Genomic DNA, 23,223 nt, shown 5'->3' with positions numbered 1-23,223 from the left:
AGGAAACACAAACGCTTAGCTAATAATTATGAATGATTTATGAACGATTTCACTAATAAGAAAGTGAATACATTACTATTACACATAGAAGTATTTCACTTTCTCTTAGTAATTGCTCATTTATCCGATTTTTCCTGTCTCCGCTAACACTCGCAATTGCTTCACTTCATGCTTTGTTAATTCACGATATTCCCCCGGCGTTAGTCCGAATAAATCTAAAAAGGCAAAGCGTTCACGTTTTAGTTTAACAACAGGAGTACCGATCGCCTCGAACATGCGACGTACTTGACGATTTCGCCCTTCGTGGATCGTAATTTCACAGATTGCTTTACCTGCATTCTCATCAAAAGAAGTCATACTAACCATTGCTGGAGCTGTTTTACCGTCTTCTAGCTTGATTCCTCGTTGAAGTTTTTTTAAGCCCTCAATCGTCGGAACACCTTTAACACGAGCAATATATGTTTTGTCGATTTTAAACTTCGGATGTGTCAGCATATAAGAAAATTCACCATCATTTGTCAATAACAATAAGCCAGATGTATCATAATCGAGACGGCCAACTGGGAAAATTCGTTGTGGGATATGCTTAAACAAATCTGTGACAGTTTTACGTCCTTTGTCGTCTGTTACAGCTGATATCGTTCCACGTGGTTTATATAGCAAGTAATAAACCTTATCCTCTTTCTCAAGCTTCACGCCTTCTACTTCTATCGTATCTGAGTTGGAAACCTTTGTACCTAACTCACGCACTACGACTCCGTTCACTTTTACTTTACCTTCTACAATTAATTGTTCTGCCTTACGCCTAGACGCCACACCAGCATACGCAATAACCTTCTGTAATCTTTCCATTCTTTCACCTCTAATTTTCATTCACCTTGGTTTTAGACACCAAAATATAAACCTCATTCGCATATTATGAATAAGGTTATTTTTCCCGCTAATCTGTGAAAATTATGTCATACTTTTATACATTATTAAAGAAAAACTAATTATGCGTAAGTAATTAAATTATTTGCAATTGTTTTTATAAGCTAAATTCTGGATAATTTGCACTTTAAATTTTATGGATCCTCTCCATAACGTGAAGTTGATTTCCGTCCCGGCTGGGCGCTTTGTTGCTGCCGCTTCGCTTTCGCACAGATAAAACATTTGTTGCTGCCGCTTCGCTTTCGCACAGATAAAACATTTGTTGCTGCCGCTTCGCTTTCGCACAGATAAAACATTTGCCGCTGACGCTTCGCTTTCGCGCAGATAAAACATTTGCCGCTGACGCTTCGCTTTCGCGCAGATAAAACATTTGCCGCTGACGCTTCGCTTTCGCGCAGATAAAACATTTGCCGCTGACGCTTCGCTTTCGCGCAGAGCAGAGCTTCCTGGGGGCGTCCAATGAGCCGCTTGGGCCTACACGATGTAGGTCACGAAGGCGTTATCACAGGACGTGATGGTTTTAGCCTTCGTTCCTCTGTCGGCTCGCTCCAGGGTCTCGGGCCAACAGATGTTTTTTGCGCGAAAGCGTAGTGCTAACGCAGCGTCAGCAAAAGGGTTTCATTCTGTGCGAAAGCGTAGTGCAACGAAGCGACAGCAACAGCACCGATGTTGGTCACGAAGGCGTTATCACAGGATGTGATGATTTTAGCCTTCGTTCCTCTATTGCTGATCCCCAAGGAGTCGCCCAGCCGGAACGAAGATCAACTTTAAATACGTGGCATACGTTTAACAAATAACTCTCACTCTTCTACAAAAGAATTCATAAAAAATATATATCAATAAACAAAGATTGATTTTCTAGGTGTCGCTTTTAATTCCCTCTTCAACGTTCCAGCGGGGCTTTTAGCGTTAATGTATAAAAATATGGCACAAGCAATTACAAATGCTAAAAAAAAAATCAGCGGATCGCTTTTAACGATCCGCTGATTCAACCTTTACTGGCACTGCATAAATACGCTCTTCACCGAGAAAGATGGATAGTACACCTTCCATACGTTTTCTAGAAACATGTAATACTTGCCTTACACTTTCTTTTTCTTCTTTATTTAACTGCAAAAGAATTGGTTCCTCTAAACGAATGGAAAGGTTTTTATTGACTTTATATTTACCTTTTTTCACCACTGTTTCAAGGCTGTAATCTTGCCAAACCTTGTTGGATAAACCTCGATGTACATTCCAGTCATCGGATTCATTCAACGTGACGACAATACATGTTTGCCCGTCCTTTTGGAAGGCAGTTGCAAGGGTCCGACCAGCTACCTTCGTAAAGCCTGTTTTTCCGGCAAATGCTGAACCTTTTGCTGATTTTAATGCATTAACAGGTTGTTGTGTCACATCACCTATTTCGATGGCAACCCCTGACCCTTCTCGTAATAAACGGTGTTTATTTTCCCATAACATCCCGTTTTCAGTATTGGCACGATATAAAACTGTGGAGGCAATCTTCTTGAAAGTTTTATTTTGAAGAGCAATCCTTAACATTTCAGCCGTATCTCTCGCTGACGATAAGTGCTCATCATGGTGCAAGCCAGAAGGGTTCATAAATACTGTATTTGTGAGTCCAGCAACAACAGCCCGCTCATTCATTAACTTTACAAACCCTTCTACCGATCCGCCGGCATGCTCTGCTAAAGCTGTTGCTGCGTCATTTCCTGAGCGAAGCATCAAACCATATAACAGTGTTTCTACCGTTACTCTTTCCCCTGCCTGCAAGTAAATAGACGAGCCCTCAGACATTGCAGCCCTCGGTGAAATAACCACTTCATCTTGAAGATTGCTATTTTCAATAGCAACGAGTGCTGTCCAAATTTTTGTTAAGCTTGCTATTGGTAACCGTGCATCACTATTTGATTTGAATAAAACACGGCCCGTGTCACCATCTAAAACAGCATATCCGCTACCCCCCCGTGCTAAACTGGTTTGAGGAAGCATTAACATTACCACGACTATCATGAACAATATTAAACGTACTAATCGAAGCAACGAGCCACTCCTTATTAAAAGTAATAGGAAAATATAGATTATATTTATGTTTTAAGCAAAGCATTATACCTATCGATTATGCCTCGGCATAATTCCGTGACATCCGCTTGAGGCTTTAGGCCAACAAATGTTTTTTGCGCGAAAGCGTAGTGCTAACGCAGCGGCAACAACGTGTTTTTGTCTGCGCGAAAGCAAAGCGTCAGCGGCAACAACACGTTGTTGGTCACTCAGTCGTTGCCACAGGACGTGGCGCTCTTAGACTGAGTTCCTCTATTTCAGCGGATGTTTGGACACCTGCTGAAAAAACGACTTAAAATCGCATTCATCTCACCACCTATAGAGATGAGAGACTTCTGTTACTGCCGTTTCACTTACGTTACATAAAACATACGCTGAAAGAAGTTAGTAATGCCTTATTCATCTACTTTACTCCACTAAAGGTTTCTTGGAATTTAGTCATAAATAAGTCTGTTTCTTGCTCTGTTTCAACTAACTCATCTTCAGGTAAAGACGGCATTTCTTCTATACTATTTAAACCAAAGTAGTTTAAAAACTCTTTTGTTGTACCATATAAGATAGCACGTCCTGTTCCTTCTGAGCGACCAACTTCCTTGATTAACCCCCTAGAAGCGAGAGTCTGTATTGGTCTTTCACATTTCACACCACGCAAGTCTTCAATTGTTACACGTGTAATTGGCTGTTTGTATGCCACGATAGCCAATACCTCAAGTGAAGCTTGAGATAATGATTGAGCAGTTGGATTTTCTACTAATCTTTGTATCGTATCTGCTAATTCAGGCTTTGTTATAAGCTGATAAACTCCAGCTATTTCTTTTACCGTAATGCCTCCAGTTAAATCTTCTTCATATGTTGTTTTCAACGCTTCCATCGTCTCTACGACTAACTCTTCCGGTTCGCCTAAAAGTTGTGACAATTGTTTAATGGTTAAGCCATCGTCTCCAACAACAAATAGTAAGGATTCTATTCTACTCTGTAGCATCATTTTTTTCGTCATCATCCCATTCCTCCTTCTGTAAGGTAACTGTTAATTCTTCAAAGTTACCATTTTGCTCTACGATGACGACCTGACGTTTAATCAGCTCGAGAATGGATAAAAATGTCAAAATAAGCGTTGGCTTATCTTCATAGGGAAACAGCTCAAAAAATGATGCACGTCCACCTGTAAATCGTAATGAATCGACAACCGAACGCATTTGATCTTTTACGGAGCGTTCCTGTCTCGCTACAGTTGTCTTAAGTGGTTTTTTTAATTTTTTTCGACGCATCAGTTTTTGAAAGGCCCCAATCATGTCATAGATGTTGATGTTCAAATCAAATAACGCCATTTGCTCATCTGATGCTAACCCAGATAAATCTGCTGGTGGCCGTGTAAATACCTGTGCCCGATCTGTTTCAAGCTCTTGCAGGCTACTCGCTGCTTCTTTATATTTCTTATACTCTATTAAACGTTGCACCAGTTCTTCACGAGGGTCTGGGCCGTCGACTTCTAATTCAGCATCATCAAGCTCACCTTCATGAATTGGCAAAAGCATACGACTTTTAATAGCCAATAATGTTGCTGCCATCACTAAATATTCACTAGCCTCATTTAACTCCAGTACCTGCATAGCATGTATATGGTCGATATATTGTTGAGTAATTTCAGCCATTGGGATATCATAAATATCAATTTCCAATCTGTTAATTAAATGTAATAATAAATCAAGAGGCCCTGAAAAGGCTTCTAATTTCACTTCATAAGACATTGTTTTACCACCCTGAGATTCTATGTTCTTATAGTATAGTAGAAAGGAGTCTAAAATGCATCCACAGCACCATACTTTATTTATCGACTACTGTACTTTTTTCAATGGTAATCACGATTTTTTTGAATGCCATGAGGTCCTTGAGGATTACTGGAAAGATATTGCTCCAGGTGATAAAAAGCACCCTCTCGTTGGATACGTACAGCTCGCAACAGGTTTATATCATTGGCGACGTGACAATTGTATAGGCGCCGCACGAATCTTAGAAAAAGCACTCAAAAATTTTCGATATAATATGGGACATATCTTTTTTGATGAAATCGACTACGAAATACTACTAACACAACTAACAGATACACTTTCTGCTATCCAGATGGGCAAGTCCTTTCAAGCATTTCAGCTTCCTCTTTCACCTACATTGGAGGAATTAGTATTTGCTCGCATACAGCTTTTACCATCAAGTAGCTCTAATTATCTTCTTCATAAACATATGCTTCGAGATCGCTCACATATTCTTGCAGAACGTCAAGAAAGCAAACAAAGAAAAAGCAGACGTCAATGATCGTCTGCTTCTTCATTAATACAATTTATACATTTTTGAACAATATTACGCGTTTCCTCCGTTGCACGCACACTTTCATACTGGCCAAGGTCTGCCACTTCCTGTAGCATTTCCTTCGCAACACCTTCACCTCTATAAGAAGGGACCACGGAAACATGTTGAATCATAGCTATATTATTACTGTCTGTTACAAGTCCAACAATACCAACATACTCATCGTTCTTTTTCCATAAATATAAAACCCAATTATTATCATTTTCATAGGAGTGGATTGTCTCTTTGAGCTTTTTTATGTCTTTTTCGTTAGGCATAAACGAGAGTAGCCCCATTGCTATTTTCTCGAAAGCTTTCTTATATCGAATTAACATATTTGTCTATTCCCTCTTTTTCTAGCTGTACATAATCTTTGACTATCCTACACGATTTGTACTTTTACCGCAAGTCAATTTCTGTCTTACGAACCAGGCCCGAGAATACCTTTAGACGCCAATACCCAATAGACAACGCCCCACAACAAAATAAAAGTTGAAATGGACGCTAGTAATACCCATTTATTTTTTCTCATATTTACTCACCCTTTTTCAACGTTAGCGGGAGATCGTTTTGTACAATATCTTCATAACTTTCGCGTCGAATTGCTAATTGATGCTCGCTATTTTCTACAAATACAACTGCTGGTCGTGGCACACGATTGTAGTTACTCGCCATAGAATATCCGTACGCACCAGTACAGAAGATTGCTAGCACATCACCAGAAGCTGCTTCCTGAAGCTTAGCATCAATAATTAATTTATCACCTGATTCACAAAGTTTACCAGCCACTGTATATGTTTCACTTTTTGATTCTTCTGCTCTACTCGCAATGACCGCCTCGTACTTCGCATCATATAGTGCAGGACGGATATTATCACTCATTCCACCATCGACAGCAATATATTTACGAACATTAGGTACTGTTTTTTGTGAACCAATTGTATAAAGTGATGTTCCTGCATCCCCAACAAGTGATCGCCCTGGTTCAATCCAAATTTCCGGCATAGTTAGACCAAGTACAGTCGCTTTAGTCTTTACAACTGTAATCATATCCTCTACATATACTTGTGGCTCAAGCGGTGCATCTTCCTCAGTATAACGAATTCCGAAGCCCCCTCCTAAGTTTAACACAGTACACGTAAAATCGTGAGTCTTGTTCCAATCCGAAATTTTATCAATTAGTTTTTCTCCCGCTAAGCCAAAGCCCGCTGTGTCAAAAATTTGAGAGCCAATATGGCAGTGTAATCCTAGGAGCTCTAGGTATTCATGCTTAAAAGTTTGTTGGAAAGCCTCATCTGCTTGACCATTATTTAAGTCGAAGCCAAATTTAGAATCCGCTTGACCTGTCGTAATGAAATCATGCGTATGTGCCTCAACACCTGGTGTGACACGTAGTAAAATACGCATTTTTTGTTGACGGCGCTCTGAGATTTCTTGTAAAAGTTGAATTTCATAGAAATTATCCACGACAATACAACCGATTTTCGAGTCAAAGGCTAATTCTAGTTCAGCAATGCTTTTATTATTACCGTGGAAATGAATGCGCTCTGCAGGGAATCCAGCTTTTAAAGCTGTAAATAATTCTCCACCAGAGACAACATCTAAAGATAGATTTTCTTCTGCCGCTAATTGGTACACAGCTACACATGCAAATGCTTTTGAAGCATAAGCTACTTCTGCTTTTACACCTAGTTTTTTAAACGTATCAATAAAGCCTCGTGCACGCTTACGAATAAGCGCTGTATCATACACAAACAAAGGTGTACCATACTCTTTTGCAAGCTCTAATGTATCTACCTGTCCAATCGTTAAATGACCATCTTCAGAAATTGCTTGTGTTCCATATAAATGCATGTGCATCTCTCCCTTTTCACATCGTTCCGTCTTGTGATAAGTTGCCCCTCATTTTAGAAGAATTTTGGGCAATTTAGCCTACAATCCTTATTTAGAAGGATATTTCTTCATTCAACTAGTTGGATAGTCCATAAGGTTTAATAACACATGTGTTTCAACACGTGGTGAACCTTTTGATGAATGAAGGTAATTTTCGCAAAAATCACAAAATACTATATGTGAACTTTATCACATGAAAAAAACGAGTGCAACGGCTTCTATGATCTTTTTCGTTGTTGGGAATCGACAACATATGGTCTCAATGCATCTGCTGTCATTGGGAAACGGACAAGTACGCGAAGCATCGCATTTGGAAAGAACGGAATAAGTGGCCATAAATAGGGCGCTTGCATCGGACGTAATGAACATAAATACGTAAATAATATAAAGATCCCGATAAATAACCCATTAACTCCCCATATTCCAGTCATTATTAACAACACTAGTCTAAAGAGTTTAATTGAGATACCCAGCTCATACGTAGGGATAATAAATGTCAGAATAGCTGAAATGGCTGTATATAACACTACTTCTGGCGAGAATACCCCAACATCAATGGCAATCTGACCAATAATTACACCTGCAACTAACCCCATCGCAGTGGATAATGGTGATGGGGTATGAATGGCGGCCATCCTCAAAAACTCTATCCCAATATCTCCAATAAGTACTTGTAGTAAAATTGGGATATGTGATTTTTCCTTTGCCCCTAAAAAGGATAACTCATCCGGTAAATGTATCCCGTGCGTTGCACATAAATACCACAAAGGCAATAATAATAAACCCATAATTGCTCCAAAATAGCGCATAAAACGGACAAAGGTTCCGACTATTGGTGCCTGCCTGTACTCCTCAGCATGCTGCAGTAAATGAAAGGCCGTTGCTGGCACGATAATGACGGAAGGTGACGTATCGACAATAATGGCTATATGCCCCTCAAGTAAATGAGCTGCGGTAATATCTGGTCGTTCCGTATATCGTACAAAAGGAACTGGATGAAACTTCTGTTTAAACAGCCATTCCTCTAGCGATTTATCAGTCATAGTCAAGCCATCATGATGAATTTGTTCCATGCGCTGTCGTAATTTATCTAGCGTTTCATCACTCGCAATACCCTTTATAAACGCTAGCGCGACATCGGTTTGACCGATTTCGGATATTTTATGTAGCTCGAAACGTAAATTACTATTGCGAATTCGTCGACGAATCAAAGCAGCATTTTGTGAAATACCTTCTACAAAGCCGTCCCTAGATCCACGAATAACCTTTTCATTGTCAGGCTCCGCAGGAGTACGTCCTGGATAACTTCGAATCTCTGCAACATAGCCGTAACCACTTTTAGTTATAAAGACTACTTGTCCACTTAAAATGGCCAACAAAATGGCTTCACGTTTGGTTTCCTCTGAACGACCTTGGTAATTGAAATAGGCTTCAAAATACTCCTTTTCATCCTCAATATCAATGTCCTCATCAGGCAACATATTAGAGAGTAATTGTGTTAAGACTATTCCATCCACAAGTCCACTTATATATGCACAAAGAACCGGCAAATCTTTGACAAATACATGCTTAATACTAATGTCAAATGATTCGCCGTCACCAAATTGTTCTTTAAGAAAATTTTCGGCTTCTTCTACGCTGTTAAAAAGTTTATCTTTTTCTGTCATGCTGTCACCATTTTCTTAGATGTCTTTTTATACTTCTTCCTCTTCAACTGTGGCACTTGTGGCCATCCAAGTTTTCAATTGGGCAAGAATTTTTTTCTCTAATCGTGATACCTGAACTTGTGATATGCCAAGCCTGTTGGCAATTTCAGTTTGGGTACAATCTGAGAAATATCGCAAATAAATAATTGATTGCTCTCTAGGCTCAAGTCTTGTGAGCACCTCTTTTAGTGGAATATAGTCAAATGGCTGCTCAGATTTTTCGTCCTTCATCTGATCCATTAATGTAATAGAATCCCCTTCACTCTCATACAATTGTTCATGCAAGGAAGCTGGATCTCTCAATGCATCTGAAGCTGTTACAATTTCCTCAGTTGTAACTCCAAGAACCTCCGCTAATTCATGAATGGTTGGTGGATGCTCATTTTTTTTAATAAATTCATCAGTTGCATGACGAATTTTAAAATTAAGCTCACGAATAGATCGGCTAACCTTCACCATTCCATCATCCCTTAAAAAGCGCTGAATTTCTCCGATGATCATTGGTACAGCATATGTCGAAAATTTAACATCATACGTTAGATCGAATTTATCCACAGACTTCATAAGCCCGATGCAGCCAATTTGAAATAAATCCTCGAGCTCCACGCCCCTGCTTGTAAAGCGTTGGACGATAGACCACACAAGCCTCGTATTCCCTTCAATCATTCGTTTACGAGCCTCATGATCGCTCTGTTGTGCACGTGCAATTAAATCTCGCATTTCTCCCTGTGACAATAGCTTATCGGACGACTGTTCTAGCGGCTTCACAATAGCAACCTCACATTACCGGTGTGCGAACCGAGTAAAATTTCTTCGTAAATGTGACAGTTGTACCTTCTTGCCACTTGGACATTACTGTCAACTGATCTGAAAAACTATCCATAATGGTAAAGCCCATACCTGAACGCTCCATCGCACTTTTCGTCGTAAATAACGGTTCCATTGCCTGGCTTACATCCTCAATACCATACCCTTTATCCATAACAGACACAGTTACAATATCATCCTCACGCTTCGCATGAACTGTAACAACGCCCATACCGTCCTCTTCATAACCGTGAATAATGGCATTAGAAACAGCCTCTGAAACAACCGTTTTAAATTCTGATAGTTCATCAATGGTTGGATCTAATTGTGCAATAAAGCCTGTCACAGCTACACGCGCTAAGGCTTCATTTTCACTAATTGCTAAAAAAGTTAATGTCATTTCGTTATCCATTTACAATCCCCCTAACTCGATCAATCGCTTCTTCTTCTGTTGCATCCATCATCCATGGCCCTAAACCTGAAAATTGAAATACTTTTCGCATTGTCGGCGATGGATTCAATAATATTGTCCGTCCAGCAACTGCCTCTAATTCACGCATCCGACCAAGCACTAAACCTACACCTGAACTATCCATAAAGGACAGCCCCTCTAAATTCCAAATAATAGTCGTTACAGTGCCCTGAAAAATTGCTGTAGAAATTTTAGCTCGAATTTGCTCCACTGCATGATGATCGAGCTCCCCAAATAAACGTACAACTACTGTCTCTCTTGTTACCATCTCTAATTGAAAATGCATGAACATCGCCTCCTCCTCGTGCAATTCCACATTCAATGTGGTGATTCCTTGCGGCTGACAGAACTAGTGCAAAGTCTTCCGAAATAGTGTCAAATCGACATATTTATAGCTTTTTAGGTTAATTGCAGTATGGGATAAATCAACATTTTTTAAACATAGCTAACACTTTTCATAAGAATTATTATTATGTTACAGGTCAGCAAAACTTTGGCTGTTTGTTCCGTCGCTTTGGCGGGGCTATCCGCGACTTTGGCGGGGCTATCCGTCGCTTCGGCCTTTCTTTCCGTCGCCTTGGCCATTCTTTCCGTCGCTTCAGCCCTTCTTTCCGTCGCTCTGATTTCATTCCGTCACTTCGGCCTTTCTTTCCGTCGCTCTGATTTCATTCCGTCACTTCGGCCTTTCTTTCCGTCGCTTTGGCCTTTCTTTCCGTCGCTCTGACTTCTTTCCGTCGCCTCGGCCATTCTTTCCGTCGCTTCAGCCCTTCTTTCCGTCGCTCTGATTTCATTCCGTCACTTCGGCCTTTCTTTCCGTCGCTTTGGCCCTTCTTACCGTCGCCTCGGCCTTTCTTTCCGTCGCTCTGACTTCTTTCCGTCGCCTCGGCCATTCTTTCCGTCGCCTCGGCCATTCTTTCCGTCGCTTCAGCCCTTCTTTCCGTCGCTCTGATTTCATTCCGTCGCTTCGGCCTTTCTTTCCGTCGCTTTGACTCTTCTTACCGTCGCTTCGGCCTTTCTTTCCGTCGCTTTGACTCTTCTTACCGTCACTTCGGCCTTTCTTTCCGTCGCTTTGGCCCTTCTTTCCGTCGCCTCGGCCTTTCTTTCCGTCGCTTTGGCCCTTCTTTCCGTCGCTCTGACTTCTTTCCGTCGCTTCGGCCTTTCTTTCCGTCGCTTCGGCCTTTCTTTCCGTCGCTTCGGCCTTTCTTTCCGTCGCTCTGATTTCATTCCGTCACTTCGGCCTTTCTTTCCGTCGCTTTAGCACTTCTTCCGTCGCTCTAGCTTTTCTTTCCGTCGCTCTGATTTCTTTCTGTCACCTTGGCCCTTCTTTCCGCCGCTTGAGTTCTTCTTTCCACAGCTCGGACTCTCCGCCTTTCCATAGAAACAAAAAAAGCGAGAATCCCCTTTGTTAAAGAGAATTCTCGCTTCATATTGTTTATGCAATTGTATAAGCCTTTTGTACTTTTTCGATTGTTTCCTCATCAATTTGACCATTTGAATATAAATAAGCAATCGTTTCGCCAGCACGTACTTGGTCGCCTTTTTTGGCAATCAATTGAATACCAGCATCATAATCAAGTGCTGATTCCTTCGTTAATCGACCTGCGCCAAGACTAACGCTAGCTTCTCCGATTAATAGTGCATTAATCGTCCCTACAGTACCTTCAGTAGGTGCTTTGACAGCTACTTTGTTTGCTGTATCTTTTTGTACGATATCTGTTAAATCGCCGCCCTGTGCTACGATAAATTCCTCGAATTTTGCAGTGGCTGAACCATCCTCTAATACTCGTTTAACAGCTGCTGTTGCTTCAGCCTCATTCACTCCAGCTGCAACTTGGTACATTAGTGAAGAGATAATAATACATTCTTCAAGCAGATCCTCGTGCGTTTCGTCCATACGTCCACTTAATAAAGCGACTGCTTCTACTACCTCAAGCTTATTGCCAATCATTTTACCAAGTGGATTATCCATATCACTAATATGCGCTACTACTTTACGCCCTAGCTTTTCACCGATTGCAGTCATCGTTTCAGCTAAAACTTGAGCTTCTTCTTGTGTTTTCATAAATGCACCTGAGCCACATTTAACATCTAGCACAATGCCGTCTGCACCACTTGCTATTTTTTTACTCATGATAGACGCGGCAATAAGTGGTGTAGAATCGACAGTACCTGTCACATCTCGCAACGCATATAATTTTTTGTCAGCAGGTACAAGATTACCTGTTTGACCAGCAACTGCAATTTTATGTTTATTGACATTGTCGATAAATTCTTGTGATGAAAGTTCTGTTTTTAAGCCACGAATTGATTCTAATTTATCGATTGTACCACCTGTAATGCCTAGACCTTTACCACTGAATTTCGCCACAGGAATATCTAGTGCAGCAATGATCGGCGTAACAATTAGTGTAACTTTATCGCCTACACCGCCTGTTGAGTGTTTATCAATTTTAAACCCTTCAATAGATGATAAATCAATAACATCTCCAGATTCTATCATTGCCTTTGTTAAATAAAATGTTTCATCATATGTCATGCCCAATAAACGGATCGCCATTAGTAGCGAACTTGCTTGATAATCAGGAATTGCACCAGTAGTGTAACCCTCTACAAAATACTGAATTTCAGCCTGTGATAGCTCCTTGCCTTGCTTTTTCTTTTCAAACAGCTGTGCCATATTCATATCAATAATCCCCCTTACTTCAGATCATTTAAGAAGCTTTTACCAAACATTGGTGCTTCTACATTGAAGTTTTCTGCAACTGTTGCTGCAATATCTGCAAAAGTTTCACGAAGTGCTAGCTCACTACCACCATTAAAGCGTGGTGAATAAACAATTAACGGTACATATTCACGTGTATGGTCTGTCCCAGGGAATGTTGGATCATTTCCGTGGTCCGCTGTAATGATTAGTAGATCATCTTCTGTCATTGCCTCAGTAATTTCTGGTAAACGTGCATCAAATTCTTGTAGTGCGTTACCATAGCCTAGAGGATCACGACGATGCCCAAAATTCGCATCGAAGTCCACTAAGTTTAAGAAGCTTATACCATGGAAATCACGACGTACTACCTCTGCAAACTTATCCATACCATCCGTATTATTTTTCGTACGTACTGCATCAGTAACGCCTTCACCGTTGAAAATATCAGAAATTTTCCCGATTGCGATAACATCTAAACCTGCGTCCTGTAAGACATTCATCGTTGTACGACCAAATGGCTTTAACGCATAGTCATGACGATTAGAAGTACGTGAGAAGTTTCCTAGTGTGCCGATAAATGGACGAGCAATAACACGACCAACTAAATATTCTGGTTGTAATGTTAACTCACGAGCAATTTCACAAATTTTATATAATTCCTCTAATGGAATAATTTCCTCATGTGCAGCAATTTGCAAAACAGGGTCAGCAGATGTATAGACAATAATCGCTCCTGTCTCCATATGCTCCTTGCCAAAGTCATCGATTACTTGTGTTCCGCTTGCAGGTTTATTGCAAAGAACTTTGCGGCCTGTACGTTTTTCAAGCTCTGCAATAAGCTCAGCAGGGAATCCCTCTGGATACACCTTAAACGGTTTATCAATATTTAACCCCATAATTTCCCAATGCCCTGTCATCGTATCTTTACCAACAGATGCTTCTTGCATTTTTCCGTAGAATGCTTTTGGTTTGTCAGTAGCCTGTATACCTTGTAATGGTTCAATATTTGCTAAGCCGAAAGACTCCATATGTGGCATTGTAAGCCCATTCATTTTTTCAGCGATATGTCCGAGAGTATGTGAACCTACATCTCCAAAATCCGCTGCGTCTGGAGCTTCACCAATTCCAACTGAGTCCAATACTACTACATGGATTTTTTTAAATGGTTTATTCATAATTTTGCCTCCTACTCTTATGTCTCTATTTTACCAAAAAACAGCGAAAAATAAAGGTCAGACCTCCGACTAACCAATAATTTTCAAGCGCGTGGATGAAATTGCTTATAAACCTCTGATAGTCGGGATTTACTAATATGTGTATAAATTTGCGTTGTAGAAATATCTGCATGTCCTAACATCTCTTGTACTGCTCGCAAATCAGCACCGTTCTCCACTAAATGTGTTGCAAAAGAATGGCGTAATGTATGTGGCGTTAATTCATGTTGGATGCCCGCTTTTAAAGCATGCTCCTTCATTAATTTCCAACAACCTTGCCTTGTTAAACGTTTTCCTCTTTGATTGATAAAAAAAGCTTCTGTTTTTGGATATTTCCCTTGTAATTGACTCCGTGCGCCATCTAAATAAGTACTTAATGCAGAAAGGGCGCTTTTTCCAAGAGGAATGATACGCTCCTTGCCTCCCTTACCAAAAACGCGTACAAAGCCCATCGTTAGGTGAATATCAGCTAAATCCAATGCAATCAGCTCACTAATGCGCATCCCTGACCCATATAATAGCTCTAGCATTGCCACATCCCGAATGCCCTGAGGTTTGCTGCGATTTGGTGCTGCTAATAAAGCTTCAATTTCTTCAATCGAGAGGACATTGGGTAGCTTTTGCTCAATGATTGGCATTTCTAAATGAACTGTCGGATCTGTTTCGGCTCGCTTTTCTCGAAGTAAAAATTGGTGAAAACTACGAATAGAGGAGATATGACGGGCAACAGTACGACTTGTCTTTCCTTGCATTCGCAACTGCTCTAAATGACGCAAAATGGTCGTCCGTTCCACTTTACGAAAGTCAGACATTCCTTCCACTTCCCGCAAAAAATTCACGTAATTATCTAAGTCTCGGCGATAGGATGCTAATGTATTATCAGATAATTGTCGTTCTACTTGGATAAAATGGATATAATCCTCTATTGCATATTGAAATTCATTCATCACAGCGCCCCCTTAACATTCTACTATCTTCCATATTAACATGTTCAATAAACCAAATGCTTACTCTACAAAAAAAACCTCCCTTCACGCATCGTGTAAGAGAGGTAGTCCATTTATTTTTTTAATTGATACTGTCGCAAAAAACCTCCAGCGACAAAACTTGCAGAAGAGACGATCAAAATAAGTAAAGATGTCAAGATTATTTCAAATGAAAACGAATACTGGACTAATCCATCGGAAGCTATAATATCGAGTTGAATATTCACAAAATAAATAATCATTAACTGTAGCGCCGTAAACATACCTGCAAAAATCAAACATTCTTTCCATTTCATACGGTGGACAATATATAATATATAGCCAGCTGCACCAATCAATAAGATCGTGATTAGTACTAATATAAATGATGGCAATACCGAAAATTTACCTTCTTCAAATAAACTATTAAAAAAGTAAGAATTATCTACGCCAGATTTATCGTTCCCAAAAAGGCTGTAAGATACGCTCTCTGTAAGACCTTCCAACGATAGATTCATATGTAGCTTTGAAAAAAACGTACAAATCCAATTCCAAGTACCCATATAAATACTACCAAAAATCGAAAGAGTTCCAACTAATTCCTCTGGCGCTTCTGATTCTAAAACCTTTTTATCCAAACTAAAATAAATGTTTGAGAAATTAATAAGTAACCCAATACATGTAATTGCCACAGAAAACATAGCATACTGCACATATTTTACTTGATAGCTCAATTTTTCAATAATAGATTTATTAAAATAAGTTAAAATTGCAGTAAACCCAAATATGACAATTGATAAAATAGTCGCTGACAGAATCATATCCAAAGCAGAATAATTCATTGTAGCCTCCATCATAAATAACCCTGCTTGACCAATCCTTGCATTGAAATTTGACATGACAGAGATAACTAACATGACAATAACATACACAATTGTAGAATAAACAATTCCTTGATATAAAGGCCAATTATTTTTCCGTGCCAGAATACCGTAAATAACACCGCCTATTGCTAAAGCAATTAAAGGAATGAACATTAACCCAAATAACACATTGTCCATAGATATATTCAAAGAATTATGAGTATACCCTGCATCTATACCAACATTCCATTCTGCTTTAACATTATGAAGCACTGTCACTAAGCTTGGAAGTGAGAGTATTTTGGGTATACTTAGGTTGATACCAAACTCCTCATATATCTTACCCTCTAGCTCTGAAGGGTCACTCATAATTGCTTTAACTATAGCTGTTTCTTCTTGATCTAGATCAGCTGTTACTACATCTAATATGCTACTTTTCACAAAGAGAGTAAACAAAAATAATAATAAAATGGACACAACAATTGGAACAAAGAATAATGGGTTATTTTTAAAGAAATTCACTTTTTCTTTTGAGACAGCCTTTAAATCTTGACCTTTCATTTTCCCCATGTTTGGTACATTCACATTTTTTAACGTTTCGCTTATCACTTTATTAAATGTCGTTTTTTGCTCGACTTTTTTAATGGTTATCGAGCCACATTGACTACAAAACGAACCTGATTCTTCGTTTTTTGTGCCACAAGATAAGCAAAAATCATTCGTTGCATAAGTATATTTAAATGGCTCATGCTCAATAATTCCATCTGTCTTGGGGCAATATGTAAAATAATTAGGGTGTTGCTCATGACAATGCCTACAAGTCATTATACTGCCCCCTGTTTCATACCACAGCATGGGCAAAATAGAGCTGATTCATGTATTTCTTCCGAACAGCTTTGACATGACTTATATACAGTATTTGGATCAACATAAGTAGGATTCAGTGTTCCGCAATTCCCGCAGAATTTTGCATTCTCACCAAGTGATTGCATACATTTTGAACACTGTTGTGATGCCGCATTGATATTTGTTATCTGCTTACCATATCGATATATTAAGCGATCCTGCGACGCAATTTCAAAAGAAATTTCTGATAATTCATCATGATTGAGTTTTTTGTTTAATAATTGCGAATGAACCAATTCTCCTAATCTAATAATCAGTTCCATACGCTTATCTTTAACCAATTTTAACCCATTTTTTAAATCCTTTAACTCCATTGTACTTATATCTTTCATATCAATCATTTACGCACTTCCTTCACAATTTCTATCGTTATCCATTTAATAGTATCCATTTTTTATTATTTTTTCAATAAGTTATTCTTTATTCTTCCTTTTTACATGGTATATTTATATTATATTTACAAAAAAGGAGTTTTATAATGCGTGAATGTCAGAGTTGTGGAAAACAAGCAATATCGAATGAGAAATTTTGTTTAGAATGCGGTACTAAACTCCCATCTATTCATTCTGAGGAGACAGAAGTTGTAGAAAATATCCAAAAAGAAGATGGAAAACACGAACAAACCTATTTCTCTAAAACATCCCCCAAAAAAGGACCTATGAGCACAACAAAAAAGGTTATCATTAGTAGTATTGTCGCTATACTAGCACTGCTTATTGGTGGGCATTTTATCATTAAAAGCCAGTTAGACCCTAAAAAACAGCTAGCTAATCTAAACAATTCTTTTTCTGAAGAAAATTATGAAAAATTCGCCCAATCATTCAAATTTCCTGATGAAACAATCATTGATGATAAAGCATTTTATAAGTATATGAAGGATCAAAATTGGACAAAAAATATTAATCCTGAGTTAGAGGAAAAGTTGAATGAAATAATAAAAAAAGGATATACCGAACCTATAACAAATAAGGATGATTCAAAATTAATTACTATAAAAGAAAACAATTTCTTATTATTCTACAAAAAATATACATTTGATATTCAGCCAATTGAATTAAGTGTACATACTAGTAGTCCTGTTAAACTTGACACAAAATTTAAAATAGGAGAATTGGTCTCTACTGATCTATCTGATGACACAAAAAAAATTGGTAAGTTTGCTCCTGGTATTTACTCTTATAGTTTAACGTTAAAAGATGAATATTTTCAAAATGAAATCAAAGATCAGCTAAAGATTTCCAATAATGAAGAGAACAGACAGATGCTTTCTTTAGATCTTGCAGATTATCAGGTACATCTTACATCTGATATTGAAGATGCAATTGTATTTATCAACGGAAAAAGTACTGAAAAAAAAGCACAAGATGTTAAACTTTTCACTGCAAAACTAGATGATTCTGTTAAAGTATATGCTGTTAACAAAGGACAAGATGGTCAAGAAGAAAAATCCGAAATCATTACACTAAATAATACAAACCATCATCTTAAATTTGGCTCTATACAAACTAAAGAAAGAGCTGAGGCAGAAAAAAAAGCAAATCAATTAGCAATGGCAAATTTCTTATCCGAATATGAAGACACGGCTCGCTCTCTCTACTATGATTTTCGTAATAACTACAAGTACGCTTTAGACAATGCTGATTTTAGTTATGTTCAGGATTATTTTTTAGAGGGTACACAAGTACGTAAAGATTACAGTAAATTCGTAACGGATCATAACACATTTGAATACTATTCCTATGATTTCAAATCTAATATGATAGACAAGATATATGCTACGGATCCATCCACAATCATTCTTGATTCGACGGAAATTTTTGATTTTTACCTAACAGAAGATGGTACTTGGTCATACCAGCGCGAAAAACGTTACACAATGAAAGTATCAAATGATAGATTACTGATTACAGACATCCAAGACCGTTCAAAAGTTATTAAAACAAAAATTTCAGATTAACTAAACACCGGCCAATAAAAAAATGTCCCAAAAAGTTTTATGACTTTTTGGGACATCTTTTTTCACTTCTCTTCTGATACTTCGTCGTTTTTATCATGACAGCGCCAGCAAATGCCGTGGAAAGTTAGTCGGTGATCTTTTATAATAAAATTCCAACGTCTTTCAACAACGGCTTCCACATCTTCAAGTAAATCTTCCTGAATTTCATCAACCGCACCACATTCGATACAAACAAGATGATGGTGGAAATGCGCAGCTCCCTCTTGGCGTAAATCATAGCGCGAAACGCCATCGCCAAAGTTGATTTTGTCGACAATTTTGAGCTCAGTTAGTAATTCTAACGTTCTATAGACAGTCGCAAGACCAATTTCTGGTGCCTTTTCTTTTACTAAAAGGTAAACATCTTCTGCACTTAGGTGGTCTTCCTCGTGTTCAAGCAGTACAGCAACTGTTGCTTCTCGCTGCGGCGTCAGCTTGTAACTAGCACTATGCAACTGTTTTTTTATACGATCAATTCGGCTCTCCATGTGACGCCCCCCTAAACTCTTCCCATTATACCAAAGGAGTAAATCCTATTACAAGATAGTGAATAGATTTCAAATATGCTTTGTATTTTTTTACCTGATGCTAAATTTTCGTAGCTCATCACCATAATATGCGGTTGATTTAACAAATGTCATCCACAGCTTTTGGTGATAAGCCACTTTCAAAGTGTATTGATCAATTTATTACATAAGAAATAACTATAAACTCAGCCACTATTATGATGAAAAATGCGAAAAAATTCAACAAAATTGTCCGACCATGTATCATTTTCCCGATTTTTCTCTTAGACCAGGCTGGTACAAGTAAATTACATAGGACTAGCAACAATATACAATAGATGAGCTGAAATGGAAACCACCAAATCGTATAAACCCAGAAAGCCTCAAGTTTTTGTAATAAAAAAACCGAGCTAAAGCCAAAAAAGGTTGCACGTATCGCCACCGTTACACGTACTAAAACCTTCAGGACACTATGTGTTGCAAGCAATAGTACAAGAGCGATTGAAACAGCAACAGGTAACACTAAACGAAATAGAGAATGCCTGTCCCCATCTATTAAACGAGGCTCTATAAATGAAATAAAAGGCTCTGCATTCGGCCCACCAATAATATGAAATAAGATAACGCCACAAACGAAACTCACCGCAATGATGGATGCGTGATAAAATATAGACACCGTACGAGACATAAACATGCTCCTTTTCTATCAAGGTTTGTACAGCTTATGCTCGTCCGCTTCTATTATGCTAAAGATTATTATCTTATTGTGCTGCTAGCCAAAGTACTGCAAACGCTGTCTTGGCGTCGTATATACGCTCATCTGCAACCATTTGCCCCGCCTCTTCCAACGAAACTTCTACTAATTCGACAAATTCATCCTCATCTAAATCTGCCTTGTTTTCTATTGTATATAAATCTTTTGCCACAAATAGATGGATGATCTCATCTGCGAAGCCTGGGGATGTTGCAAACGCTTGTAAATAAGTTAAGCTTTGTGCACCGTAACCTGTTTCTTCCTCTAATTCACGCCGTGCCGTCACAACTGGCTCCTCACCAGGTTCAAGCTTACCAGCTGGAATTTCAACAATTGAACGTTCTAAAGCTTTGCGATATTGCTCCACTAATACTAACTTTCCTTCATCGGTAACAGCAATAACTGCCACTGCACCAGGATGCTTAATAATTTCTCTTTTTGCAACATTACCATTCGGTAAAGTGACATCATCAACTTGTAGTTTCACAATTTTCCCGTCATAAATGGGTGTAGTCTTTGTCGTTTTTTCTTCAAACTTTTTCATTGACTATTACCTCGCTTGTTCTTCAGATATGTTCATTGTACCATTACAAGTAGAGAAATCGAAGGAGGGCATTAGTATGAAAAAAAGACAGCTTGGCTCAAGTGAATTGCTTATTTCAGAAATTAGTTTAGGGGGCATGTCTCTTTCGACAGATAAGAAAAAGGCTGCTGATATCGTCGATATGGCACTAGATGCTGGCATTAATTACATCGATACAGCTGATTTATATGATTTTGGGGCAAATGAAGAAATGATCGGAGCTATTTTAGGAAAGCGTCGTCAAGATGTAATAGTCGCGACGAAAGTTGGTAATCGATGGACAGAAGGAGTAGAAGGTTGGCATTGGGATGCATCCCCTTCTTATATAAAGGAAGCTCTACACGCTAGCTTGAAACGACTAGGTACTGACTATATTGATGTTTATCAGTTACACGGTGGTACTATTGAGGACGATTGGGATGGCATTATCGACACATTTGAAGATTTGAAAAAGGATGGCTTAATCCGAGAATATGGTATTTCCTCTATTCGACCAAATGTACTAAAGCGTTTTTTACCAGCAAGTTCTGCAAAAAGTGTCATGATGCAATATAGTGCTTTAGATCGTCGTCCAGAGGAATGGCTCAACTTTATCGCAAGTGAAGGGGCTTCCGTAGTAACACGTGGGACTGTTGCAAAAGGTTTACTTACAAATAGCTGGAAAGAACGTTTACAGCGTGTCAATGGCTTTAACACATATACAGCGGAAGAATTAACAGCAGCATTAACAGGTTTAGCTTCACATTATGACGATTTACATGCACTAGCGCTTGCCTTTAATCTAAAGGAACCTACTATCGCCTCAACAGTAATTGGTGCAAGCTCACAGGAACAGCTGGCGCAAACACTTGCTGCCTATGAAAAAATGGATTCGATAACAGATTTAAAAGCAGTCAAAGAGCTAACTAAAGCGGAACAATATATGGATCACCGATGAAAAAATGGCTTATATTATTAGCATTTTTAGTAGTACTTGCGATTTCCTCTAGTATGACCTATGAACAACAGTCAATTATTCCTGAATTAGAGCAAATATTAGCAAATAAGCCGTTTGAAAAGCAATTATCTGTGTTAAAAATTCCTTATTGGGACACCGTTGTTTCCGTTGAAGAGCGTGGTTACTTTAAGTTTGTAGAATTTTTAATTCGGAAATTCACGCATTTTGCTGGATTCGGCTGCATCGCACTTGGTATTTACTTTGCATGGGGAAAACGTCGATTCGCCGCAGGTATCGCTATTGCCGGGACAGCTCTTATAGCAATGCTTGATGAGTTACGTCAAAGCTTTACACCCGGACGCACGATGAGTGGACAAGATGTTATTTTGGATACAGCTGGAGCGATTGTTTTTGTTGGGATTGTAGTGTTGGTGAGGAAAACTTTTAAAAGACAAAGGGCTCTACTCTGTAAAATTAAAGACAAGTGAATGTATTATAAAACAGTAATATCAAGAGATTGTCTTTAATGTCACACATTATATTAAATAATTAGTACATCACTCATATATAGTGGTGTACTCCCAAAGACTGATTCTTGCTGAACAGTATATTTCAGAAAACGAAAATGGGTTACAGCTCATTTTGAATCATTTAAGTAGTAAAAAGAGACAGCGATTGCTGTCTCTTCTTCAACTAAAGCACTCCGTTAGTTGAAGAAGAAAAGAAACGCTTATTCCACAATCGCACCCTTTAACGGAATAACATATGAGCTTCTATTACCTAGTTTTTTAATAAGAGGCTCTACTACTTGGTAGAAGGTGACTGGCAGCCATAAGAGTATGCAAGACATAGAAAACCACACTTTTCTAGGATAGGCCTACTCATTGAACTGGCGTCAACAGTAAGGAAAGGATGCCCATTTTCATATGCTTTTTTTGCACGAGTAGCTAAAAGTGCTGTATAATAACCTTTTCCTCGGAACAACGGTAGTGTTGAACCTCCCCATAAGCTGGCAAAGGAGGAGTTTTTCTCCAAGTACATCCAAGCTGCACTTACAAGCTGACCATCTTCATAAATTCCATAAAGGTATAGGGATTCAGGATTATTCTGTTTATCTCTCCAAAGTCTTTCTCCCAGCTCAGCATGTGGTACATTCCAGATGGCATCTTCTAGAACAATAATGTCTTGAATGCCTTGTTCATCCGTTATTTCCTTTAAATTGAAGTGTTGGTCATTATTAAGCAAGGGGTGCTGTTCATCTAACTTCATGACCATTAGTGCTTCAGGATCATCTATTGTGAATCCTTCTTGTTCAAGAATATCTTTCAAACTATCAGGCTTGTCGTAGTTATACACCTTCCACTCAAAATCCTGCTCAAGGTTACTAAAATAGTTTAAGTCGTTCTTAATAATTTCTCTTACATCGCCTTCGTTTACATTAGATGAGACAATGAACCCTTTTTCACCAAACTGTGAAATGTGACGCACGACATGCTCTGTTTCCTCTCTTATGTAGCCTTTTACTTGAGCCTCTTGTCGAAGTTCTTTATGGAATAGTGAATTAATTCATTTTTATCCATTGG

At 38.7% G+C, this 23,223-nt stretch carries 32 protein-coding genes; 7 read left to right on the top strand and 25 right to left on the bottom strand.

Annotated elements, in window-relative coordinates; genetic code table 11:
• Positions 1–120: 120 nt before the first annotated feature.
• Both ACFCYJ_RS01500 and ACFCYJ_RS01495 read right to left on the bottom strand, forming a co-directional pair.
• Entirely contained in the window at positions 121–852 is a 732-nt protein-coding gene (locus ACFCYJ_RS01500) for a pseudouridine synthase (protein ID WP_376069727.1), read from the bottom strand.
• Positions 853–1,064: 212 nt separating this feature from the next.
• Entirely contained in the window at positions 1,065–1,337 is a 273-nt protein-coding gene (locus tag ACFCYJ_RS01495; RefSeq protein ID WP_376069724.1) for a hypothetical protein, read from the bottom strand.
• Positions 1,338–1,389: 52 nt separating this feature from the next.
• On the opposite strand from ACFCYJ_RS01495, the gene ACFCYJ_RS01490 reads away from it, so the two are divergent.
• Both ACFCYJ_RS01490 and ACFCYJ_RS01485 read left to right on the top strand, forming a co-directional pair.
• The gene (locus tag ACFCYJ_RS01490) at positions 1,390–1,521 is read left to right on the top strand and encodes a hypothetical protein (RefSeq protein WP_376069721.1); all 132 of its coding nucleotides are present in this window, start codon (positions 1,390–1,392) and stop codon (positions 1,519–1,521) included.
• A complete protein-coding gene (locus ACFCYJ_RS01485; protein WP_376069718.1) occupies positions 1,506–1,727 on the top strand; it encodes a hypothetical protein in 222 nt (73 codons plus the stop codon). The genes ACFCYJ_RS01490 and ACFCYJ_RS01485 overlap by 16 nt, the downstream gene beginning before the upstream one ends.
• A 175-nt stretch (positions 1,728–1,902) precedes the next feature.
• Here the strand turns inward: ACFCYJ_RS01485 and ACFCYJ_RS01480 are convergent, their stop codons facing one another.
• Positions 1,903–2,973: a D-alanyl-D-alanine carboxypeptidase family protein gene (locus tag ACFCYJ_RS01480; RefSeq protein WP_376069715.1), complete on the bottom strand. Its 1,071-nt coding sequence runs from the start codon at positions 2,971–2,973 to the stop codon at positions 1,903–1,905.
• A 134-nt stretch (positions 2,974–3,107) separates the two neighbouring features.
• Between ACFCYJ_RS01480 and ACFCYJ_RS01475 the strand changes: the two genes are divergently transcribed.
• Complete coding sequence (locus ACFCYJ_RS01475; protein ID WP_376069713.1) at positions 3,108–3,287, top strand: hypothetical protein; 180 nt, start codon at positions 3,108–3,110, stop codon at positions 3,285–3,287.
• A 107-nt stretch (positions 3,288–3,394) separates the two neighbouring features.
• Here the strand turns inward: ACFCYJ_RS01475 and scpB are convergent, their stop codons facing one another.
• A complete protein-coding gene (gene scpB, locus ACFCYJ_RS01470) occupies positions 3,395–3,988 on the bottom strand; it encodes an SMC-Scp complex subunit ScpB (protein WP_376070015.1) in 594 nt (197 codons plus the stop codon).
• Positions 3,960–4,739: a segregation/condensation protein A gene (locus ACFCYJ_RS01465; RefSeq protein ID WP_376069710.1), complete on the bottom strand. Its 780-nt coding sequence runs from the start codon at positions 4,737–4,739 to the stop codon at positions 3,960–3,962. Before ACFCYJ_RS01465 ends, scpB begins: the two co-directional genes overlap by 29 nt.
• Positions 4,740–4,794: 55 nt before the next feature.
• Between ACFCYJ_RS01465 and ACFCYJ_RS01460 the strand changes: the two genes are divergently transcribed.
• On the top strand, positions 4,795–5,301 hold the full coding sequence (locus tag ACFCYJ_RS01460) for a DUF309 domain-containing protein (RefSeq protein ID WP_376069707.1): 507 nt from the start codon (positions 4,795–4,797) through the stop codon (positions 5,299–5,301).
• Here ACFCYJ_RS01460 and ACFCYJ_RS01455 read toward each other — a convergent pair.
• From ACFCYJ_RS01455 to ACFCYJ_RS01380, 16 genes are all read right to left on the bottom strand, one after another.
• Positions 5,295–5,669 carry a GNAT family N-acetyltransferase gene (locus tag ACFCYJ_RS01455; RefSeq protein ID WP_376069704.1) on the bottom strand — a complete coding sequence of 125 codons (375 nt, stop codon included), beginning with the start codon at positions 5,667–5,669 and terminating at the stop codon, positions 5,295–5,297. The genes ACFCYJ_RS01460 and ACFCYJ_RS01455 overlap by 7 nt on opposite strands.
• A 199-nt stretch (positions 5,670–5,868) precedes the next feature.
• Complete coding sequence (lysA, locus tag ACFCYJ_RS01450) at positions 5,869–7,188, bottom strand: diaminopimelate decarboxylase (protein ID WP_376069701.1); 1,320 nt, start codon at positions 7,186–7,188, stop codon at positions 5,869–5,871.
• A 257-nt stretch (positions 7,189–7,445) separates the two neighbouring features.
• Positions 7,446–8,894, bottom strand: coding sequence for a spore germination protein (locus ACFCYJ_RS01445; RefSeq protein WP_376069698.1), 1,449 nt, complete (start codon positions 8,892–8,894; stop codon positions 7,446–7,448).
• A 27-nt stretch (positions 8,895–8,921) separates the two neighbouring features.
• Positions 8,922–9,653, bottom strand: coding sequence for an RNA polymerase sporulation sigma factor SigF (gene sigF, locus ACFCYJ_RS01440; protein ID WP_376070013.1), 732 nt, complete (start codon positions 9,651–9,653; stop codon positions 8,922–8,924).
• A 58-nt stretch (positions 9,654–9,711) separates the two neighbouring features.
• Positions 9,712–10,152, bottom strand: coding sequence for an anti-sigma F factor (gene spoIIAB / locus ACFCYJ_RS01435; RefSeq protein WP_376069696.1), 441 nt, complete (start codon positions 10,150–10,152; stop codon positions 9,712–9,714).
• Positions 10,145–10,498, bottom strand: a complete 354-nt coding sequence (gene spoIIAA / locus ACFCYJ_RS01430) for an anti-sigma F factor antagonist (protein WP_376069693.1) — start codon at positions 10,496–10,498, stop codon at positions 10,145–10,147. The genes spoIIAB and spoIIAA overlap by 8 nt, the downstream gene beginning before the upstream one ends.
• Positions 10,499–10,694: 196 nt before the next feature.
• Positions 10,695–10,841, bottom strand: coding sequence for a hypothetical protein (locus tag ACFCYJ_RS01425; RefSeq protein ID WP_376069691.1), 147 nt, complete (start codon positions 10,839–10,841; stop codon positions 10,695–10,697).
• Between the two features lie 36 nt (positions 10,842–10,877).
• A complete protein-coding gene (locus tag ACFCYJ_RS01420; protein WP_376069689.1) occupies positions 10,878–11,003 on the bottom strand; it encodes a hypothetical protein in 126 nt (41 codons plus the stop codon).
• Positions 11,000–11,167 (bottom strand): hypothetical protein, encoded by a 168-nt coding sequence (locus tag ACFCYJ_RS01415; RefSeq protein WP_376069687.1) that lies wholly within the window; start codon positions 11,165–11,167, stop codon positions 11,000–11,002. Before ACFCYJ_RS01415 ends, ACFCYJ_RS01420 begins: the two co-directional genes overlap by 4 nt.
• Positions 11,164–11,436: a hypothetical protein gene (locus ACFCYJ_RS01410; protein ID WP_376069684.1), complete on the bottom strand. Its 273-nt coding sequence runs from the start codon at positions 11,434–11,436 to the stop codon at positions 11,164–11,166. Before ACFCYJ_RS01410 ends, ACFCYJ_RS01415 begins: the two co-directional genes overlap by 4 nt.
• A gap of 30 nt (positions 11,437–11,466) precedes the next feature.
• Complete coding sequence (locus ACFCYJ_RS01405) at positions 11,467–11,652, bottom strand: hypothetical protein (protein WP_376069681.1); 186 nt, start codon at positions 11,650–11,652, stop codon at positions 11,467–11,469.
• A complete protein-coding gene (locus tag ACFCYJ_RS01400) occupies positions 11,645–12,895 on the bottom strand; it encodes a thymidine phosphorylase (RefSeq protein ID WP_376069678.1) in 1,251 nt (416 codons plus the stop codon). Before ACFCYJ_RS01400 ends, ACFCYJ_RS01405 begins: the two co-directional genes overlap by 8 nt.
• A 14-nt stretch (positions 12,896–12,909) precedes the next feature.
• Positions 12,910–14,091, bottom strand: coding sequence for a phosphopentomutase (gene deoB / locus ACFCYJ_RS01395; protein ID WP_376069675.1), 1,182 nt, complete (start codon positions 14,089–14,091; stop codon positions 12,910–12,912).
• 83 nt (positions 14,092–14,174) lie between these two features.
• Entirely contained in the window at positions 14,175–15,077 is a 903-nt protein-coding gene (gene xerD, locus ACFCYJ_RS01390) for a site-specific tyrosine recombinase XerD (RefSeq protein ID WP_376069672.1), read from the bottom strand.
• A gap of 113 nt (positions 15,078–15,190) precedes the next feature.
• On the bottom strand, positions 15,191–16,783 hold the full coding sequence (locus tag ACFCYJ_RS01385; protein ID WP_376069669.1) for a hypothetical protein: 1,593 nt from the start codon (positions 16,781–16,783) through the stop codon (positions 15,191–15,193).
• Positions 16,783–17,205 carry a zinc ribbon domain-containing protein gene (locus ACFCYJ_RS01380; RefSeq protein WP_376069667.1) on the bottom strand — a complete coding sequence of 141 codons (423 nt, stop codon included), beginning with the start codon at positions 17,203–17,205 and terminating at the stop codon, positions 16,783–16,785. Before ACFCYJ_RS01380 ends, ACFCYJ_RS01385 begins: the two co-directional genes overlap by 1 nt.
• 137 nt (positions 17,206–17,342) lie before the next feature.
• Between ACFCYJ_RS01380 and ACFCYJ_RS01375 the strand changes: the two genes are divergently transcribed.
• Positions 17,343–18,821, top strand: a complete 1,479-nt coding sequence (locus ACFCYJ_RS01375) for a TcaA NTF2-like domain-containing protein (RefSeq protein ID WP_376069664.1) — start codon at positions 17,343–17,345, stop codon at positions 18,819–18,821.
• Between the two features lie 62 nt (positions 18,822–18,883).
• Here the strand turns inward: ACFCYJ_RS01375 and fur are convergent, their stop codons facing one another.
• The 3 genes from fur to ACFCYJ_RS01360 form a co-directional block, all read right to left on the bottom strand.
• Positions 18,884–19,348: a ferric iron uptake transcriptional regulator gene (gene fur, locus ACFCYJ_RS01370; protein WP_079560689.1), complete on the bottom strand. Its 465-nt coding sequence runs from the start codon at positions 19,346–19,348 to the stop codon at positions 18,884–18,886.
• A 193-nt stretch (positions 19,349–19,541) separates the two neighbouring features.
• On the bottom strand, positions 19,542–20,054 hold the full coding sequence (locus ACFCYJ_RS01365) for a hypothetical protein (RefSeq protein WP_376069660.1): 513 nt from the start codon (positions 20,052–20,054) through the stop codon (positions 19,542–19,544).
• Positions 20,055–20,127: 73 nt separating this feature from the next.
• Positions 20,128–20,664: an NUDIX domain-containing protein gene (locus tag ACFCYJ_RS01360; protein WP_376069657.1), complete on the bottom strand. Its 537-nt coding sequence runs from the start codon at positions 20,662–20,664 to the stop codon at positions 20,128–20,130.
• A 76-nt stretch (positions 20,665–20,740) separates the two neighbouring features.
• Between ACFCYJ_RS01360 and ACFCYJ_RS01355 the strand changes: the two genes are divergently transcribed.
• A complete protein-coding gene (locus tag ACFCYJ_RS01355; protein WP_376069654.1) occupies positions 20,741–21,640 on the top strand; it encodes an aldo/keto reductase in 900 nt (299 codons plus the stop codon).
• Entirely contained in the window at positions 21,637–22,128 is a 492-nt protein-coding gene (locus tag ACFCYJ_RS01350; RefSeq protein WP_376069651.1) for a VanZ family protein, read from the top strand. The genes ACFCYJ_RS01355 and ACFCYJ_RS01350 overlap by 4 nt, the downstream gene beginning before the upstream one ends.
• Positions 22,129–22,444: 316 nt before the next feature.
• Here the strand turns inward: ACFCYJ_RS01350 and ACFCYJ_RS01345 are convergent, their stop codons facing one another.
• Positions 22,445–23,128: a GNAT family N-acetyltransferase gene (locus tag ACFCYJ_RS01345; protein WP_376069648.1), complete on the bottom strand. Its 684-nt coding sequence runs from the start codon at positions 23,126–23,128 to the stop codon at positions 22,445–22,447.
• Between the last annotated feature and the right edge of the window lie 95 nt (positions 23,129–23,223).

It is taken from the genome of Lysinibacillus sp. NPDC056232, from assembly GCF_042267565.1.
Taxonomy (GTDB): domain Bacteria; phylum Bacillota; class Bacilli; order Bacillales_A; family Planococcaceae; genus Lysinibacillus.
The sequence above is the reverse complement of the archived record's forward strand: the minus strand, read 5'-3'. Positions and strand labels throughout refer to the sequence as shown.

Coding starts and splice junctions, on each gene's coding strand:
- ACFCYJ_RS01500 (WP_376069727.1), bottom strand. CDS start 852: ATGGAAAGATTACAGAAGGTTATTGCGTATGCTGGTGTGGCGTCTAGG.
- ACFCYJ_RS01495 (WP_376069724.1), bottom strand. CDS start 1,337: ATGTTTTATCTGCGCGAAAGCGAAGCGTCAGCGGCAAATGTTTTATCT.
- ACFCYJ_RS01490 (WP_376069721.1), top strand. CDS start 1,390: ATGAGCCGCTTGGGCCTACACGATGTAGGTCACGAAGGCGTTATCACA.
- scpB (WP_376070015.1), bottom strand. CDS start 3,988: ATGACGAAAAAAATGATGCTACAGAGTAGAATAGAATCCTTACTATTT.
- ACFCYJ_RS01465 (WP_376069710.1), bottom strand. CDS start 4,739: ATGTCTTATGAAGTGAAATTAGAAGCCTTTTCAGGGCCTCTTGATTTA.
- ACFCYJ_RS01460 (WP_376069707.1), top strand. CDS start 4,795: ATGCATCCACAGCACCATACTTTATTTATCGACTACTGTACTTTTTTC.
- ACFCYJ_RS01455 (WP_376069704.1), bottom strand. CDS start 5,669: ATGTTAATTCGATATAAGAAAGCTTTCGAGAAAATAGCAATGGGGCTA.
- lysA (WP_376069701.1), bottom strand. CDS start 7,188: ATGCATTTATATGGAACACAAGCAATTTCTGAAGATGGTCATTTAACG.
- ACFCYJ_RS01445 (WP_376069698.1), bottom strand. CDS start 8,894: ATGACAGAAAAAGATAAACTTTTTAACAGCGTAGAAGAAGCCGAAAAT.
- sigF (WP_376070013.1), bottom strand. CDS start 9,653: ATGCGAGATTTAATTGCACGTGCACAACAGAGCGATCATGAGGCTCGT.
- spoIIAB (WP_376069696.1), bottom strand. CDS start 10,152: ATGGATAACGAAATGACATTAACTTTTTTAGCAATTAGTGAAAATGAA.
- spoIIAA (WP_376069693.1), bottom strand. CDS start 10,498: ATGCATTTTCAATTAGAGATGGTAACAAGAGAGACAGTAGTTGTACGT.
- ACFCYJ_RS01425 (WP_376069691.1), bottom strand. CDS start 10,841: ATGAAATCAGAGCGACGGAAAGAAGGGCTGAAGCGACGGAAAGAATGG.
- ACFCYJ_RS01420 (WP_376069689.1), bottom strand. CDS start 11,003: ATGAAATCAGAGCGACGGAAAGAAGGGCTGAAGCGACGGAAAGAATGG.
- ACFCYJ_RS01415 (WP_376069687.1), bottom strand. CDS start 11,167: ATGAAATCAGAGCGACGGAAAGAAGGGCTGAAGCGACGGAAAGAATGG.
- ACFCYJ_RS01410 (WP_376069684.1), bottom strand. CDS start 11,436: ATGAAATCAGAGCGACGGAAAGAAAGGCCGAAGCGACGGAAAGAAAGG.
- ACFCYJ_RS01400 (WP_376069678.1), bottom strand. CDS start 12,895: ATGAATATGGCACAGCTGTTTGAAAAGAAAAAGCAAGGCAAGGAGCTA.
- deoB (WP_376069675.1), bottom strand. CDS start 14,091: ATGAATAAACCATTTAAAAAAATCCATGTAGTAGTATTGGACTCAGTT.
- xerD (WP_376069672.1), bottom strand. CDS start 15,077: ATGAATGAATTTCAATATGCAATAGAGGATTATATCCATTTTATCCAA.
- ACFCYJ_RS01385 (WP_376069669.1), bottom strand. CDS start 16,783: ATGACTTGTAGGCATTGTCATGAGCAACACCCTAATTATTTTACATAT.
- ACFCYJ_RS01380 (WP_376069667.1), bottom strand. CDS start 17,205: ATGATTGATATGAAAGATATAAGTACAATGGAGTTAAAGGATTTAAAA.
- ACFCYJ_RS01375 (WP_376069664.1), top strand. CDS start 17,343: ATGCGTGAATGTCAGAGTTGTGGAAAACAAGCAATATCGAATGAGAAA.
- fur (WP_079560689.1), bottom strand. CDS start 19,348: ATGGAGAGCCGAATTGATCGTATAAAAAAACAGTTGCATAGTGCTAGT.
- ACFCYJ_RS01365 (WP_376069660.1), bottom strand. CDS start 20,054: ATGTCTCGTACGGTGTCTATATTTTATCACGCATCCATCATTGCGGTG.
- ACFCYJ_RS01360 (WP_376069657.1), bottom strand. CDS start 20,664: ATGAAAAAGTTTGAAGAAAAAACGACAAAGACTACACCCATTTATGAC.
- ACFCYJ_RS01355 (WP_376069654.1), top strand. CDS start 20,741: ATGAAAAAAAGACAGCTTGGCTCAAGTGAATTGCTTATTTCAGAAATT.
- ACFCYJ_RS01350 (WP_376069651.1), top strand. CDS start 21,637: ATGAAAAAATGGCTTATATTATTAGCATTTTTAGTAGTACTTGCGATT.